The organism is Pontixanthobacter rizhaonensis (assembly GCF_012972675.1).
In the GTDB taxonomy this organism is placed as follows: Bacteria; Pseudomonadota; Alphaproteobacteria; order Sphingomonadales; family Sphingomonadaceae; genus Pontixanthobacter; species Pontixanthobacter rizhaonensis.
This window is the reverse complement of the sequence record NZ_JABCRE010000002.1, coordinates 403,682-418,739: the sequence shown is the minus strand read 5'-3', so window position 1 is coordinate 418,739 and position 15,058 is coordinate 403,682. Positions and strand designations below refer to the sequence as shown.

Annotated in this window: 16 protein-coding genes; 5 read left to right on the top strand and 11 right to left on the bottom strand. The window is 56.8% G+C overall.

What is annotated here, in order from left to right; all coding sequences use genetic code 11:
* Positions 1-15 precede the first annotated feature (15 nt).
* The 10 genes from HKD42_RS01855 to HKD42_RS01810 all read right to left on the bottom strand — a co-directional run bounded on the left by HKD42_RS01855 (position 16) and on the right by HKD42_RS01810 (position 9,653).
* Entirely contained in the window at positions 16-1,470 is a 1,455-nt protein-coding gene (locus tag HKD42_RS01855) for a UDP-N-acetylmuramoyl-tripeptide--D-alanyl-D-alanine ligase (protein WP_170009767.1), read from the bottom strand.
* Complete coding sequence (locus HKD42_RS01850; protein ID WP_170009765.1) at positions 1,467-2,960, bottom strand: UDP-N-acetylmuramoyl-L-alanyl-D-glutamate--2,6-diaminopimelate ligase; 1,494 nt, start codon at positions 2,958-2,960, stop codon at positions 1,467-1,469. The genes HKD42_RS01855 and HKD42_RS01850 overlap by 4 nt, the downstream gene beginning before the upstream one ends.
* Positions 2,957-4,714: a peptidoglycan D,D-transpeptidase FtsI family protein gene (locus tag HKD42_RS01845; RefSeq protein ID WP_170009763.1), complete on the bottom strand. Its 1,758-nt coding sequence runs from the start codon at positions 4,712-4,714 to the stop codon at positions 2,957-2,959. Before HKD42_RS01845 ends, HKD42_RS01850 begins: the two co-directional genes overlap by 4 nt.
* Positions 4,711-5,268, bottom strand: a complete 558-nt coding sequence (locus HKD42_RS01840) for a hypothetical protein (protein ID WP_211483475.1) — start codon at positions 5,266-5,268, stop codon at positions 4,711-4,713. The genes HKD42_RS01845 and HKD42_RS01840 overlap by 4 nt, the downstream gene beginning before the upstream one ends.
* Complete coding sequence (rsmH, locus tag HKD42_RS01835; RefSeq protein WP_170009761.1) at positions 5,268-6,218, bottom strand: 16S rRNA (cytosine(1402)-N(4))-methyltransferase RsmH; 951 nt, start codon at positions 6,216-6,218, stop codon at positions 5,268-5,270. Before rsmH ends, HKD42_RS01840 begins: the two co-directional genes overlap by 1 nt.
* Positions 6,215-6,733 (bottom strand): division/cell wall cluster transcriptional repressor MraZ, encoded by a 519-nt coding sequence (locus HKD42_RS01830; protein ID WP_343042121.1) that lies wholly within the window; start codon positions 6,731-6,733, stop codon positions 6,215-6,217. Before HKD42_RS01830 ends, rsmH begins: the two co-directional genes overlap by 4 nt.
* A 363-nt stretch (positions 6,734-7,096) precedes the next feature.
* Positions 7,097-7,852 carry a Gldg family protein gene (locus HKD42_RS01825; RefSeq protein WP_170009759.1) on the bottom strand — a complete coding sequence of 252 codons (756 nt, stop codon included), beginning with the start codon at positions 7,850-7,852 and terminating at the stop codon, positions 7,097-7,099.
* Complete coding sequence (locus tag HKD42_RS01820) at positions 7,839-8,195, bottom strand: hypothetical protein (RefSeq protein WP_170009757.1); 357 nt, start codon at positions 8,193-8,195, stop codon at positions 7,839-7,841. Before HKD42_RS01820 ends, HKD42_RS01825 begins: the two co-directional genes overlap by 14 nt.
* Positions 8,196-8,242: 47 nt before the next feature.
* Entirely contained in the window at positions 8,243-9,259 is a 1,017-nt protein-coding gene (locus tag HKD42_RS01815; RefSeq protein WP_170009755.1) for a cysteine synthase A, read from the bottom strand.
* A 76-nt stretch (positions 9,260-9,335) separates the two neighbouring features.
* Positions 9,336-9,653: a 2Fe-2S iron-sulfur cluster-binding protein gene (locus HKD42_RS01810; protein WP_170009753.1), complete on the bottom strand. Its 318-nt coding sequence runs from the start codon at positions 9,651-9,653 to the stop codon at positions 9,336-9,338.
* Positions 9,654-9,746: 93 nt separating this feature from the next.
* Here HKD42_RS01810 and HKD42_RS01805 point away from each other — a divergent pair, with 93 nt between their 5' ends.
* From HKD42_RS01805 to HKD42_RS01795, 3 genes are all read left to right on the top strand, one after another.
* Positions 9,747-10,364 (top strand): DNA-3-methyladenine glycosylase family protein, encoded by a 618-nt coding sequence (locus HKD42_RS01805; RefSeq protein WP_170009751.1) that lies wholly within the window; start codon positions 9,747-9,749, stop codon positions 10,362-10,364.
* 92 nt (positions 10,365-10,456) lie between these two features.
* Complete coding sequence (locus HKD42_RS01800) at positions 10,457-12,526, top strand: S9 family peptidase (RefSeq protein ID WP_343042120.1); 2,070 nt, start codon at positions 10,457-10,459, stop codon at positions 12,524-12,526.
* A gap of 113 nt (positions 12,527-12,639) precedes the next feature.
* Positions 12,640-13,446 (top strand): SDR family oxidoreductase, encoded by an 807-nt coding sequence (locus HKD42_RS01795; protein ID WP_170009749.1) that lies wholly within the window; start codon positions 12,640-12,642, stop codon positions 13,444-13,446.
* Between the two features lie 3 nt (positions 13,447-13,449).
* Here the strand turns inward: HKD42_RS01795 and HKD42_RS01790 are convergent, their stop codons facing one another.
* Entirely contained in the window at positions 13,450-13,752 is a 303-nt protein-coding gene (locus HKD42_RS01790; protein WP_170009747.1) for a 4a-hydroxytetrahydrobiopterin dehydratase, read from the bottom strand.
* Positions 13,753-13,816: 64 nt separating this feature from the next.
* Here HKD42_RS01790 and ccmA point away from each other — a divergent pair, with 64 nt between their 5' ends.
* Together ccmA and HKD42_RS01780 are read left to right on the top strand one after the other, a co-directional pair.
* Positions 13,817-14,401 carry a heme ABC exporter ATP-binding protein CcmA gene (gene ccmA / locus HKD42_RS01785; protein ID WP_170009745.1) on the top strand — a complete coding sequence of 195 codons (585 nt, stop codon included), beginning with the start codon at positions 13,817-13,819 and terminating at the stop codon, positions 14,399-14,401.
* On the top strand, positions 14,398-15,051 hold the full coding sequence (locus tag HKD42_RS01780) for a heme exporter protein CcmB (protein ID WP_170009743.1): 654 nt from the start codon (positions 14,398-14,400) through the stop codon (positions 15,049-15,051). Before ccmA ends, HKD42_RS01780 begins: the two co-directional genes overlap by 4 nt.
* The last annotated feature ends 7 nt before the right edge of the window (positions 15,052-15,058 follow it).

Sequence of the window (15,058 nt, the reverse complement as noted above, 5' to 3'; positions counted from 1 at the left end):
GGCGCGCACCGCAGTTTAACTTCTCGCAGTGAAGTGCGCGACCAACCTGCCCAAACCGACAGAATTCGAGCCCTTGACCAGAATGGCATCACCAGCGGTAATTCCGAACTCTTCAAGGGCAGAAATCGCCTCTGCAGGACCTTCGCAATGCGCGAAGCTGAGTCCGGCTGCAAGCGCCCCGCCTGCGCCTTTCCCCAAGTCCTGTGCCAGCGCCTTCATTTCATCGCCAACCAGCACGGCATAATCGACATTGGCTTCGGCCAAAGGCTCTGCCAATTGGCCATGAAAACGCGGTGCAAAATCACCAAGTTCTTTCATCGAACCAAGCACGGCAACCCGCCGCGTGGCAGGCGTTTGGCCCAGCGCCCGCAGTGTGGCCCGCATGGATGCAGGGTTCGCATTATAGCTTTCGTCAATCATCAGCGCTTTGCCGCTATGTGCCGCGATCTGATGGCGTGCGCCGCGCCCCTTAAGGCCGCCCATTTCCGCAAGAGCCAGTCCCGCCGCACCCAAATCGCCGCCTACAGCCTGCACTGCCGCCATCACGGCTAGGGCGTTACTGACCCAATGCTCACCCGGCTCTGCCACAGTGAAACACAGCCGCCTGTCACCCAGATCAGCGGTCACTAACGCGCCGCCATTGGCAGCAGGGATAGTATCAAGCAGGCGCACATCAGCATCAGCGCTTCTGCCGAAGGATTTGATGGAAACGCCGCGCGCTTTGGCAGCGTCACGCAGCTGCGCGAATTGCGGAATATCGGCTGGGATAACGGCGGTGCCGCCCGGCATAACGCCTTCAAAGATTTCCGCCTTCGCATCCGCAATGGCCTCAATACTGCCGAGGTTTTCAATATGAGCCGGCGCGATTGTTGTAATCACTGCCACATGCGGCTTCACTTGCGCAGTCAGCCCAGAGATTTCTCCGGCATTGTTCATGCCCATCTCGAACACACCATAGTGGCTGCGCACTGGCATTCTTGCCAGACTCAGCGGGACACCAACATGGTTGTTATAGCTGCGCACGGAACGGTGGGTATGGCCCCGGCTGGCCCGGTCCAGCGCGGCAAATATGGCTTCTTTAACACCCGTTTTTCCAACCGAGCCGGTTACGCCGATCCGGCGCGCACCGCAGCGATCGCGCGCAGCAGCAGCCAGCATTTCAAGCGCCTTGTTAGTGTCCGCCACAAGGATATGCGGATAATCAACCGGGCGATCGACAACCGCAGCAGCCGCGCCATTGGCAAACGCCTTATCCAGAAAACGGTGCCCATCCATCGTTTCGCCCTTCAACGCGAAAAACAAATCGCCTGAACGGACATCACGGGAATCGATTTCAACACCAGAAACCTGAAACGCGCCGCTGGCGGTGCCAGCCATTGCCACGGCCAAAGCATCCGCATCCCACAGCGCCATGCCCAAAGCATCACGCCGGTCTATTGGCCACGCACGAAGAGCTGCCAATGCGTTCATGAATTCGTCTCCAGCTTTGGCCCGACGTTGGCCGCGCATTCACGCGCGACAGTTACATCGTCAAATGGCAAAATTCGCATAGTTTCTCCGGAACCGATAATCTGGCCCTGCTCGTGGCCCTTGCCAGCTATCAACACAATATCATCACGCGCCGCGGCTGTGATGGCTTCAGTGATCGCATCACGCCGGTCGCCAACTTCGGTGGCGCCCGTGGTGCCGCGCATGATTTCTGCACGAATGGCAGCGGCATCTTCACCGCGCGGATTATCATCGGTAACAATGACAACATCTGAATGGGCGCTTGCCGCCCGGCCCATCTCGGCCCGCTTGCCTTGATCACGGTCACCGCCAGCGCCGAACACTGTGATAAGCCGGCCTTTCACATGGGGCTTCAGCGCGGAAATCGCGGATTCAAGCGCATCAGGCGTATGCGCATAATCAATATATACCGGAGCGCCTGCTTGGGTAATCACTGCCCGTTCCAACCGCCCCCGTACAGGCTGCAACCGAGAGACTGCGTCGAACACCGCAGACGGGTCGCATCCGGTTGCCAATGCCAAGCCAGCCGCAACCAAAGCGTTGGCGGATTGATACGCACCGATCAGCGGAAGGGTGATTGTGCGGACGTTACCATCATGCTCAACCTCCAATTCCTGGCCCAATTGGGTCGGCGTATGGGTGAGCAGACGGATACCGTTGGGGCCGCTATCCCCCTGCTCGCCCACCGTGAACACGCGCAGATTTCGCTGCTGCGCGTGGTCGATAGCCCGGTCGGTCCACTCGCCAGTTCCCGTCCAGACTACTGCTGTTGCGCTGTCACTGACAACTTCGTCAAACAGCCGCATCTTGGCCGCAAAATACTCTTCCATCGTTTCATGATAGTCGAGATGATCGCGGCTGAAATTGGTGAAACCTGCCGCCGTAACGTGCAGGCCCTCATTACGGTATTGCGACAATCCGTGGCTGGATGCCTCATAAGCGACATGGCTCACGCCTTCACGAGCCAATCCGCTCATATTGGAAAGGAAAGTCACGATGTCGGGCGTGGTCAAGCCAGTGGATACCGATCCATCAGGCGTGGTTACACCCAGCGTCCCAATCGACGCTGCACTATGTCCGCACATCCGCCAGATTTGACGGGTCATTTCGGCGGTTGATGTTTTGCCGTTGGTGCCGGTCACCGCCACGATGTTGTCTGGCACAGGAGAGAAGAACTGCGCCGCCAGCTGCGCAAATGTCTGACGCGGTTCTTCCGATACGATGTGAATGGCACCTTCCACCGTGGCCTGAGGGCGCGCGACAACGGCAACAGCCCCTGCCTGAATGGCGGCTGGAATGAAATCCTCACCATTTACCTGGGTACCCTCGAATGCGCCGAACACAGTCCCGGGGGCAACCTTACGATTATCAATCGCGAAACCGGTGACGAGCGCATCGCACGCTTCAGGCATTGCGATACCAGCAGCAGAAGCAAGAGCGCCCAACTTCATCGGCGTGCTCCGGGAAGAAGTGGCTCTAGATCACTCATATCAATGTCACGCGACATATCAGGGCGCACACCCAGAACCGGGCCGATACGCGGCACCAAACGGCCTACTATAGGCGCCGCATTCCATGCCGCCGTCCGTTGGAAAGAGCTTGCTGTTGTACCCTTGGGTTCATCCAACATCGCAATCACAACATAGCGCGGCTTGTCCATTGGGAAGGCTGCAGCGAATGTCGAAACCAGCGATGTCTTGCGATAGCCGCCTGAGCCCGGCTTTTCCGCGCTGCCTGTTTTACCGCCCACGCGGAAGCCCGGGGCGTCGGCGTTTTTACCCGTCCCATAGACCGCGATCATCCGCAGCAATTGACGCATCCGGGAAGAAGTCGAAGCTTTAAACACACGGCGGCCTTTGGGTGCAGCACCTGCTTCGACCTTACGCAGAGTAGCCGGACGCCAAACACCGCCATTGACCATTGCCGCATATGCGCTTGCCAGATGCAGCGGTGTAACGGCGATACCGTGACCATAGCTGACGGTCATATTCCGCAGGCGCGGCCAATTATTGCCGGGCCAGATCGGATGTCCGCGTGCGGGCAATTCGATATAAGGGCGTTCACTCATCCCCAAATCGATCATCGTTTGGCGCATTTTTTCTGCACCAAGCTCGTCCGCAATCCGCGCAGTGACGGTGTTGGATGAATGGATCAGGGTTTCCGGAACATTCAAATGATTACCAAGAAAGTGGCTATCAGTGATTTCAAACCGACCCACTTCAAGCGGCCTTGCATTGTAGCGCCTGCCGAAATCACGGACGGTCCCGGCATCAATGGCCGCAGCCACAGTCAGCGGCTTGAATGTTGAACCCAGTTCATAAACCTGATTGGTCACGCGGTTAAAGCTGGCAGGCGTTTCGCCGCGCTTCACTTGCTCTTCGGAAAGAACAAGATCTTCGCTACGTACTTTGTTGGGGTCAAATTCCGGCAATGATGCAAGCGCCATTACCTCGCCCGTATCCACATCAAGAACAATTCCAGCCGCACCCTTGGCATTGGTGGCCAGCATACCGGCACGCAGTTCATCTTCTAACGCGCCTTGCGCCCGCATATCGATCGACAGAGGAACCGGCTCGCCGCGTAACGACGCATCGACCAACCGGTCGTTCAGCACTTGCTCCATGCCAACGCGGCCCTGGCCTTCATTATTTACATAACCCAGAACATGCGCGCCCATTGACCCTTGCGGATAGTGACGATCAGTTTCCTCAGGCAGTTCCAACGCCAGTTCGCCGATGGATTGCACCTTGTTTGCATCTTCCGGCATCACGCGGCGGCGCAGATAAGTCGCGCGCCCGGCTTCCAGCTTGCGCACCGTGCGGTCGACATCCAGACCGGGGAAAATTTGCGCCAAACGCTGTGCAACTTCTTGCGGGGATTTCACCAAGGGATCGGCCGGATCGCCAAGCGCTTTGGGATTGTACCACAAAGCATAGGCGGGAAACGCACGGGCGAGCGGGACGCCGTGACGATCTGTGAGCTCTCCGCGAGGCGGCAGCAAGGCTTCGGCAAAGGAGGTCGCACGCGTTCCCACGTCGCTGAAGCCAAGGTAACCAATCCGCAAAATTGCCGCCGCAGCGACAATGGCGAAAATAATTGCCACCCATAGCACTCGCAATTGAGCGACGCTGAGCGATTGTTGGCGGGCAGAAACAAGATGCACACTGCCACTGGTCATAGCGGTGCTGACCGCCATCGTATTCATTCTGACACCTCGCCAAGCTGACCGCCCAATGGGCTACCCAATGCCAACCGATCAGATAGTGATTGGCGCGGCGCTTCGGCTGGCTCTGCATCCCCCTCACCTTGTACGCCATCACCCAGCACCTCTTCACCGGCTTCGTCAGCAGTGACAGCTTCAAAAGCTGCACCGGTCAGCGGGGAAATCAGGGACGGCAGATTATCACTTTCGCCTTCGGTCGGCGCACGCGCCACCCGGATCGGATTGGGCGCATTAAGACCAGGCGGCAGCCCTAGATCAGCCAGCTCACGCTCATTTTCCAGATATTGATCTGCCTTGGGGGCTTGGTAGCCAAACTCAATCCGGTTCCAATCAGCAAGCTGCTGCTGATTGGCGCGCGTTTGGAACTCGGTTTCCAAGATCATTTTTTCTTTGCGCAGCGCGATAATCTCACGCTCGGCCAAGCGAACTTCGCTCTTCACCGCATTCACACGGAAAGTCAGGCCAGCAAAACCCGCAATGCACACGGCCAGCAACGCTGCCCAACCAATTTGACGTAGACGGCTTCCGCGGATCATCACGCGACCTCCCGTGCAGGGGCAGCGGTGCGAATGGCATGGCGCAATGTGGCAGAGCGGCTGCGCGGATTGTCGTTCACTTCTTTGTCAGACGCGCGAATGGCTTTGGAAACCGATGCGTAAACGGGTGCCGCACGGTCAAGTACGGGCATATGCCGCGATCCGCCACCGGTGGAAGACGCCTCTCGCAAATAGCGCTTCACAATCCGGTCTTCCAGGCTGTGAAAACTCACCATAGCAAGCCTGCCGCCCTCACCAAGCAAATGCTCGGCTGCGGCCAACCCGTCTTTCAGCTCGTCCAGCTCTGCATTCACGTGAATGCGGATCGCCTGAAAACTACGTGTCGCAGGATCTTTCGGCGCGCCAGGGTGATAGCCAAGCGCCTTACGCACCACGCGCGCCAATTCGCCAGTGGTTTCCAGCGGGCGCGCAGCGACAATAGCGCGCGCAACCCGGCGCGACTGCCGTTCTTCACCATAGTGATAGAGCACATCCGCAATCGCAGTTTCAGACGCCGAGTTCAGAAAATCCGCCGCGCTTTCACCCTCTTGCGACATCCGCATATCGAGCGGGCCGTCGAACGAAAACGCGAAGCCGCGCTCTGCTTGATCAAGCTGCATGGATGATACGCCAATATCCATCGTGATGCCGTCAATCTTGGTAACGCCAGCTTCAGCCATTGCCGTCGCCATTTCGGAAAACCGGCGGGCATGAAGAATAAGCCGGGGCGGGCTTTCTTGGGTTTCTGTCCAGGCAGAACCAGCTTCAATCGCATCAGGATCACGGTCGAATGCATGAACGGTTGCACCCGCATCGAGCAGTTTTCGCGTATATCCACCCGCACCAAATGTGGCGTCAATAATCACATCACCCGGCTGCGGATGCAACGCGGCGATTACCTCGTCGAGCAGGACGGGAATATGCGGGACGGTGTCAGCGGCGTAGGTCATTTGCCCTTCCCGCCTGCTTTTTTGCCCGCCTTGGCAGCAGCTTCTGCAACCATCCCAGCACAGGCGGCCTTGGCATTGCTCCAGCCATCATCCTGACGGGCGAGAACTTCTGGATTCCAAACTGTGAAGGAAGAACCAGCACCCTGAAAATAGAGCGAGTCCGTAATGTTTGCGAGACCAAGCAAATAGTCCGGCATGGTAAACCGGCCGCTATCGTCAAATGGGATTTTCTTATAGCCGTAAAGCTGGTTGGACCGCTTCAACCGGCTGAAATCGCGATTGAGACGGATCGCGCGCTCTTCCTCGCGGTCCAGCATATCTTCAAATTCATCTTCGCGGGACAGACCAAAGCCGACCAGGCAATCAAACTCTTCATCTTTAACGAGGCACAATGTGCGGCCTTCGCTGGAAAGCTTTACTGTGTTGCGAAATTCCGGGGGCAAGACGAAACGACCCTTATCACCGAGCATGGTGAGGGCCTGTCCGCTATATTTATGTTGAAGCGCTCCCGCCACTTCGCCCCCTCGATTGTTTGCACCACATCTCCGACATGACTTTCCCGCTTCCACCCGCGCATAAGAACGGGTAGCTTGCCCAGCATGGCTGAACACGGCACGAGACAGTCTGTCTGATGGAATACGGTTCTAACTGGTGAAAAGCAGGGATACTAGGGGAAATTAAGGGATCATTGGGGATAGCGCGTTAAAGATATGATTTTATTGCTTAATTATCCTTAACACTCAGTCCAATAGCGCCCGAAATTTGTTCAAAATTGCCCAAATCCCGTGTTTTTCCCGCCGAATCCCCGCCAAATCCCCACAAAATCCCGGATCAGAACGACGGAACCCGCGATTTTCCCGTCTCATCCCGAAATCCACTCATTCTTGGGAAAAGGCGATATCCATAAGGCGGCGTAAAGCCCTGTTTTTTTGCGCATCGATAGGATCGGCAGCCAACATATGCGCATCCAGGATGATGACCGCTCGTCCATCGCCAATCACACAATCCGCGACCAGCCTTTCACCAAGGAGTGTGCAAGCGCTGGCATCGGCGGACGCAAACTGTCCATAGATGTGAACCGGCAGATCCTCATCTTGGACCGGCACTGCCGATGGCAGATCAAGCTGGGCCGGATCAAAGCCTTCCTCCAGTCCCCATCTTTTGAGCAGAGGAGAGAGCGTCGCTATATCTTGCGGACGCCGTTTGTCGCCAAGCCCGAAATCTGTTTCTTCGGTCAGCATTGGATCGGCAAACAGCAGCAATCGCCCGCCAGACCGGACCCAATCATCAAGGGCGACCAAATCTGCCGGCGGCAATGCAGCAGGTTGCGCCAAAACCAGCTGCGTTAGCCCCGCCAATTGCGCATTGGGAACCAGCCCGTCTGGGGCTGCAAAACTATCCAGCAGCACAAGTTCATATTGCTTTTCAAGGAAGCTGCGCACCCAATGCGGCTCCCCCTCCTCTGTCAGCATATCTGCCAATTCGCCGCCCGACCAATAGATCGCCAGCGAGGTCATCAAGCCAAGCTGCTGTTTTTGGCGCGGAACTGGCGGCTCATCCATTGCAAACCAAGCGGATGAGATCGCCAATATACCGGCAAAAATGCCCGCCAGTGCGAGCTTACTCCGCCTCACTGGCCTGTTCTTGTGGCTCCAGCAATTCGGGGTCAGGTTCCGGGGCTGGCGTCGGTTCCGCAGGCAGATTTGGTACCACGCCGGCATCCGCCAGCGGGTCGCTTTGCGGCGCTTCGACGTCTTCTGCAGCGACTGTGGCGGCTGCCTCCGGAACGCTGGTCGCCTCGGTTTGGGCAGCGCGGTCTTGAATGAGATCAGCAAACGCAACCAGCAAGATCATCAGCACAATACCGCTGATGCCGATTTGCAAACGCTGGATGGATTGCGCACGGCTCCCGCCCAGCGGGGCAGCGGTATCTGCGGACGGTCCGTGGAGGACCCGCTTGAACATCTTCTTCACCATGATCCAAACGCTAGCCTAGCCAACGCCTCAGTCAATCGCTTTGGGGATTATGCGCTCTCTTCCAACCAATCAAAGACGGGTAAATTTTTCGATTTCAACCAATCAGCATTGTAGAGCGAGGACAGATATCGGAAGCCAGTGTCGCATAAAATCGTGGCGACCCGCGGGTTCTCCCGGCCTTGTTCTTGCAGCCTTTTGCCCAATGCAATCGCACCGGCAACATTGATACCCGATGACAGACCAAGGCACAGGCCTTCTTCCCGCAGCAAGCGCGCGACCCAGACAAGCCCTTCTTCGTCCGAAATACGGAATTGCGTATCAATCGGCGCACCTTCCAGATTGGCTGTGATGCGCCCTTGCCCGATCCCTTCTGCAACCGAGCTGCCTTCTGATTTCAGCTCACCTTCGGCATAATAGCTATAGAGCGCGGCGCCATGCGGATCGGTCAGTGCGATCTGCACCGTCTCGTCGAATTCCTTCAGCCCTAATCCGACACCGCAAATCGTTCCGCCGGTACCAGCCGCACAAGTGAACCCGTCAATCTTGCCTTCCAACTGCGCCCATAGCTCCGCCGCTGTCGTATCAATATGCACCCTGCGGTTGGCAATATTATCGAACTGATTGGCCCATACAGCGCCTTCGGTTTCTTCCGCCAAGCGCCGCGATGTATGCACAAAGTGGCATGGATCTGCGAATTTCGTCGGAGGAACCAAAAGCAGTTCCGCGCCCAAAGCGCGCAACGTATCCATCTTTTCCTTGGACTGGTTATCGGGCATCACAATGATGGTTTTATAACCCAGCGCATTGGCAACCAACGCAATGCCTATGCCGGTATTTCCTGCGGTCCCTTCAACAATGGTCCCGCCCGGCTTTAATTCACCGCGCGCTTCCGCATCGCGGACGATACCCAAGGCGGCACGGTCTTTGACCGACGCACCCGGATTGGCAAATTCACACTTGCCATAAATCTCACATCCGGCCGCCTCGCTGGGGCCTTCCAGTAAGACAAGCGGGGTGTTTCCAATAAGTTCGAGCGTGTTCGCACGCGTTGGCATAGCTATCATGCTCACCAGATAAGATGCGCATAGGGATGGCGCAATGCAGTTCCGCTACGCCGATAAACACTCAATCTTCTGAAGCTTAGTCTTCCGGGGAAATAGTGATCTTTAGTCCATCCAGATCAGCGGTAAGCGGAAGCTGGCAGGACAAACGGGATTGCCCTGTCCGATGGTCGGAACTTTCCAGCAAATCGTCTTCGTCTTCAGAAATCGCCGGCAGTTTCTCGGCAAATGCGGGGTCAACATAAACGTGACACGTCGCGCATGAGCAGCAGCCACCGCATAGCGCCAGCAATTCATCAAAGCCGTTATCACGAATGGCTTCCATTACTGTCAGGCCGTCTTCCACTTCAATGGTTGATTCTTCACCGGAACGGTTGACGACAGTCATCTTGGGCATGAAGGCACTCCAGAATTAATTTAGGCCAATCGTGGCCATTCGCCGCGGCTGCTAAAATACGGGACCGCATTTGGCAAGCAGAGAGGGACACAAATGGGATTGACCGCAGAGCAAATCAAGCAAGGGGTTGATCATATTGTGGCGCTGGAACCCGCTTTTGCACGCGGTTTGGACGCTGCCGGATACCCAGAACCCCGCATCCGTCCGACTGGATACCGCACATTGCTGCGCACGATTGTGGGCCAGCAAGTCAGTGTCGCCTCCGCCGCTTCGGTGTGGAACAAGCTGGAGGCTGAACTGGGTGAAGATATCCTGCCTGACGAGCTGTTATCGCGCGATTTCGATACTTTGCGCGCGTGCGGTTTGTCGCGGCAAAAGCAAGGCTATGCCCGGTCGCTATGCGAGCTTGTGGTCAGCGATACGTTGGACCTAGACAACCTACCCGCCGATGATGAGGCCGCCATTGCCGAACTGACCCGCATCAAAGGCATTGGTCGCTGGTCGGCCGAAATCTATCTTTTGTTCGCTGAGGGCCGCCCGGACATTTGGCCCGCTGGTGATTTGGCTGTGCAAGTCGCGATCCAGAAGATTTTGGAGCTGGCCGAGCGCCCGACAGAGAAGCAAGTGCGGGCCTTGTCCGAGCCGTGGAGCCCGCATCGCGGTGCAATCGCGATATTTGCCTGGCACTGCTACGATAATCCGGTTCTGTAAGCCGTTAGTCGATCCAGGCTGGCTATTTGGAGCGTCCATGTCAATGTCACTTTACACTTCAAGTGTTGTCATCTTGACTGGGGAGACTATCAATGTCGAAGTTCAATTCTAAATCACTTTTCGCCAGCTGCGCTGTCATTGCGATGAGCATGGCCCTGCCGGTAGCTGCGCACGCACAGCAGAAAGAAGCACCGCAAACAATGACCACTCCTGCCGAAGCGGCTCCGATAATCCCGCGCGCACATTTGTTTGGTAATCCGACAAAAGCCGGGGGCCGAATTAGCCCCGATGGACAATGGCTCAGCTGGCTTGCGCCAGACAATGATGTCCTCAATGTGTGGATTGCACCAGCATCCGACCCGTCAGCAGCCAAGGTTATGACCAGCGCAACCGACCGGCCGATTTCGCAGTATTTCTGGGCACCGGATTCGCAAAGTTTGCTATATGTTCAAGACAAAGGCGGTGATGAAAATTACCTGCTATACGGCGTCGATCTTGCGACCGGTGCCGAACGCACTCTAACCGATTTCGAGAAAACCCGCGTCCAAGTGATCGGTACCTCCGAAACCATTCGCGACAAAATGCTGGTCGGGCTGAACAATCGTGACGCACGGCTCCATGATGTCCATTTGCTCGATTTGAACACCGGGGAATTGACCCTTGTTCAGCAGAATGACGGCTATGCCGGTTTTCTGGCTGATGATAATTTGCAGCTCCGCATGGCGATCCGGCCCAACGCGGCTGGCGGCATGGATTTCTTCCCGATTGTCGATGGTACGATAGCGACCGAGGCAACCGACAGTACGGGATTGGAAGATTCGCTCACCACCCAACCTGCGGGTTTCACAACCGATGGCAAGACCATGTACTGGATCGACAGCCGCGGCCGGAACACAGCCGCTCTGATTGCTCAAGATGTCGCCACAGGCGAAAAGACGGTCATCGCGGAAAATGACAAAGCCGATATTGGCGGCGCAATGTCCGATCCAAAAACCGGCGAAGTCGAAGCCTATTCCTTTACCTATCTGGAAACCGAATGGACTGCGATTGATCCTGACATCAAGGCATCTCTCGATTGGCTCGACACCAAGCTTGACGGTGAATTCGGCGTTTCCAGCAGGACCGAAGATGACCAGAAATGGATTGTGTGGAATGATCCGCTGACGGCCCCGTCCAAGACATTCATCTATGACCGGGCCGCAAAAACTCTGACCGATTTCTATGTAACGCGGCCAGAACTGGAAGGCGCTCCGCTTCAACCCATGCAGGGGCTGGAACTGACCAGCCGTGATGGTTTGACATTGCCATCCTACCTCACTTTGCCACCGGGCAGCGATACGACCGGTGACGGCGTGCCGGAAAAGCCCGTCCCGATGGTATTGTTGGTTCATGGCGGCCCGTGGGCGCGCGACAATTATGGCTACAACAGCTATCACCAATGGCTCGCCAATCGCGGTTACGCCGTCCTCAGCGTGAACTTCCGCGGCTCGACCGGTTTCGGCAAGGAATTCATTTCCGCCGGTGACCTGGAGTGGGGCAAGAAAATGCATGACGATCTGATCGACGCGGTCGATTGGGCGGTGAGCAAAGGTGTCACCACAGACGACAAGGTTGCGATCATGGGCGGCTCATACGGCGGCTATGCGACTTTGGCCGGGCTGACATTCACCCCGAACGAATTCGCTTGCGGCGTTGATATTGTCGGCCCTTCCAACCTTGAAACACTGCTCGCCACCATCCCGCCATATTGGGAGCCGCTGATTGCCCAATTCCACGAACGGATGGGCAACCCGAACACGCCTGAAGGCTTGGCCATGCTGAAAGAACGCAGCCCGCTCTATTCAGCTGGCAACATCATTAAACCGCTGCTGATCGGGCAAGGTGCCAATGACCCGCGCGTCAATCAGGCGGAAAGCGACCAGATTGTGGCGGCCATGAAAGAAAAAGGCATTCCGGTGACTTATGTTCTTTATCCCGATGAAGGGCACGGATTTGCCAAGCCGAACAATAATATCGCATTCAATGCGGTGACGGAAAACTTCTTGGCCACCTGCCTTGGCGGGCGCTCGGAACCGATTGGCGACACTGTGGGTAAGTCCACTGCCCAAATCGTCGAAGGTGCAGAACATGTGAAAGGTCTGGCAGACGCGCTCGGCGGCTAATGCACAGACCATAGCTGACAAAGTGACCGCGCAGGGCTAGTTTAGGTACTAGTCCTTGTGCGGTCTTTTGTTAGGCCGGTCTTTTTCGGGCTAGTCATTTCTTGGAGAGTATTATGAGCGGCAAGAAAGCCATTTTCATCACCGGTGGCGGATCAGGAATTGGTCGCGCAATCGCCCAATATTTTGGCGAGCGCGGCTGGTTTGTCGGTCTTGGTGATATCGATACTCAGGGAATGGCTGGCACCGAGGCTTTGCTGCCCGGCGGCTTTTCCTACAGCCATAAATTTGATGTGCGTGACCGCGATGCCTGGGATGTCGCTTTGGAAGCGTTTTCTACAGCAGCTGGCGGGCGGATCGATGTGATGGCGAATAATGCCGGCATACCTATCGGCGGATCTCTTACCGAAAACAGCGTCGACGAGATTGAACGCTGTCTGGATATCAATTTAAAAGGTGTGCTGTTCGGCGCCCAAGCAGCCTATCCATATCTGCAAAAGACCGCCCCCGGCAGCTGCCTGCTGAACACTGCCAGCGCCGCGGGTATCTACGGTACACCGGGCGGATCAGTCTACGCCGCGACGAAATTCGGAGTGCGGGCGATTACGGAATCGCTTGATGCGGAATGGGCAAGCGACCAGATCAATGTCCGGTCACTGATGCCCAGCTTTATCGACACGCCCCTGCTCGACATGACGCCCAACCACACCACCAATCAAGGCATCCGCGAACGGGTGATCCAAGGCGGTATGGAAATCACGCCAGTTGTTGAAGTGGCGGAAGCGGCGTGGAACGCGGTTCATGGCAACACTCTGCATACTGTCGTGGGCAAAACCGCCAAGCGTGTCGCATTTGCTGCACGGTGGATGCCGGGCCGATTGCGCAAGCAAGTCCGCTCTTCACTGCAACCACTGGGTGACTAGTATTTAGACCAGCGCATCAATCGCTTTGGCCAGCGTCACGTCACGCTGCGACAATCCGCCCCCCTCGCCCGGCACATCATGCGTGGTGAGCGTAATCTCGACCCGGTTATACACATTGAACCATTCGGGATGGTGATCCTGCTTTTCAGCCAGAATTGCCACGCTGGACATAAACCCGAAGGCTTGGACAAAGCCCGCAAACTGGAACGTTCGCTCAATCGCGGCACCATCACGCGCGAGCGACCAGTCGGCCAGCTCAGCCAAGGCTGCTGTACGTTCTGCTTCGGTCAATTGCGCTACGCTCATCAGATCATCCTTGCTTTGATCACTTGCTTGTCCAGCCGCTGCCTTTCCCCTATCGCGCTGCCCTATGCAAGCCTGCAGCCTTTCCGCCACTGACATTGCCTGCCGCAGAGGAGATCGCGTTCTGTTTCGCGGCGTCAGCTTGCATACCACCAATGGCGATGCGCTTCATATCAAAGGCGCAAACGGGATTGGCAAAAGCAGTCTAATGCGGATTTTGGCGGGGTTACTCGCTCCCTTTTCTGGCGACGTTATCCGGACAGGATCAGTGGGATTGGTAGACGAACGGCCCGCTCTCGACACACAATTGCCGCTAGGAAAGGCTTTGTCCTTTTGGACCGGGCTGGATTCTGCCTCTACCAAGACCGCTCACGCAGATCGGCTCGGGATTGCTGAACTTTTGGATGTGCCCGTCCGCTATCTGTCGACCGGACAAAAAAAGCGCGCGGCCATGGCAAGATTGCTCAACCAGAATGCTGATATCTGGTTGCTCGATGAACCGTTAAACGGATTGGATACTGGCGGCGTGCAACTCGTGGAAACGCTGATTGCGGAATATTGCGCGACCGGCGGGATTGCCATCATCGCCTCCCACCAGCCGATCACTTTGCCCGCCCCCGCAACGCTTGATCTCAGGGGCTTTGCAGCATGATCTGGCAGCTGCTCAAACGCGACCTGTCGATGCTGCTGCCCGGGGGACGGCAGGGCGGCACGATGCTACCGGTGCTGTTCTTCCTTGCAGTTGCCATGCTCTATCCATTCGCTGTTGGTCCCGATGCGCCGCTGCTGGCACGAACCGGCGGCGGGGTGATTTGGGTGGCGGCGTTGCTCGCGGCCATTCTTCCGCTCGACCGATTGATCGCACCCGATCTGGATTTGGGGGTGTTTGACCAACTGGCTCTTCGGGGCATTTCCGAAGACATGGTCGTCGCGGTTCGTATAATCGCCCATTGGCTCAGCTTTGGGCCGCTTTTGCTGGTCGCCACTCTTCCCGCTGCGGCATTGCTCGGCTTGGAAGGGGATACCGTAAAACTGGTCTTGCTAGGTCTGCTGGCCGGAACACCCGGCTTAGCTGCGATAGGCGTTATGATCGCCGCACTAACCGCAGGGTTAAGGGGCGGCGCAGCTTTATCCGGCCTTATGCTCATCCCGCTTGCAGTACCCATCCTGATTTTCGGTGCAGGCAGCTTGGCCCGCGGCGAGATGAGCGGCATCGCGCTGTGCGGGGCGATAAGTTTACTACTGCTTGCCGCTGGCCCCTTTGCCGGCGGTGCAGCGATCAGAGCCGCGCGTGAAGGTTAGATTTTTT

Coding starts and splice junctions, on each gene's coding strand:
- HKD42_RS01855 (WP_170009767.1), bottom strand. CDS start 1,470: ATGAACGCATTGGCAGCTCTTCGTGCGTGGCCAATAGACCGGCGTGAT.
- HKD42_RS01850 (WP_170009765.1), bottom strand. CDS start 2,960: ATGAAGTTGGGCGCTCTTGCTTCTGCTGCTGGTATCGCAATGCCTGAA.
- HKD42_RS01845 (WP_170009763.1), bottom strand. CDS start 4,714: ATGAATACGATGGCGGTCAGCACCGCTATGACCAGTGGCAGTGTGCAT.
- HKD42_RS01840 (WP_211483475.1), bottom strand. CDS start 5,268: ATGATCCGCGGAAGCCGTCTACGTCAAATTGGTTGGGCAGCGTTGCTG.
- rsmH (WP_170009761.1), bottom strand. CDS start 6,218: ATGACCTACGCCGCTGACACCGTCCCGCATATTCCCGTCCTGCTCGAC.
- HKD42_RS01820 (WP_170009757.1), bottom strand. CDS start 8,195: ATGGTGAAGAAGATGTTCAAGCGGGTCCTCCACGGACCGTCCGCAGAT.
- HKD42_RS01815 (WP_170009755.1), bottom strand. CDS start 9,259: ATGATAGCTATGCCAACGCGTGCGAACACGCTCGAACTTATTGGAAAC.
- HKD42_RS01810 (WP_170009753.1), bottom strand. CDS start 9,653: ATGCCCAAGATGACTGTCGTCAACCGTTCCGGTGAAGAATCAACCATT.
- HKD42_RS01805 (WP_170009751.1), top strand. CDS start 9,747: ATGGGATTGACCGCAGAGCAAATCAAGCAAGGGGTTGATCATATTGTG.
- HKD42_RS01800 (WP_343042120.1), top strand. CDS start 10,457: ATGTCGAAGTTCAATTCTAAATCACTTTTCGCCAGCTGCGCTGTCATT.
- HKD42_RS01795 (WP_170009749.1), top strand. CDS start 12,640: ATGAGCGGCAAGAAAGCCATTTTCATCACCGGTGGCGGATCAGGAATT.
- HKD42_RS01790 (WP_170009747.1), bottom strand. CDS start 13,752: ATGAGCGTAGCGCAATTGACCGAAGCAGAACGTACAGCAGCCTTGGCT.
- ccmA (WP_170009745.1), top strand. CDS start 13,817: ATGCAAGCCTGCAGCCTTTCCGCCACTGACATTGCCTGCCGCAGAGGA.
- HKD42_RS01780 (WP_170009743.1), top strand. CDS start 14,398: ATGATCTGGCAGCTGCTCAAACGCGACCTGTCGATGCTGCTGCCCGGG.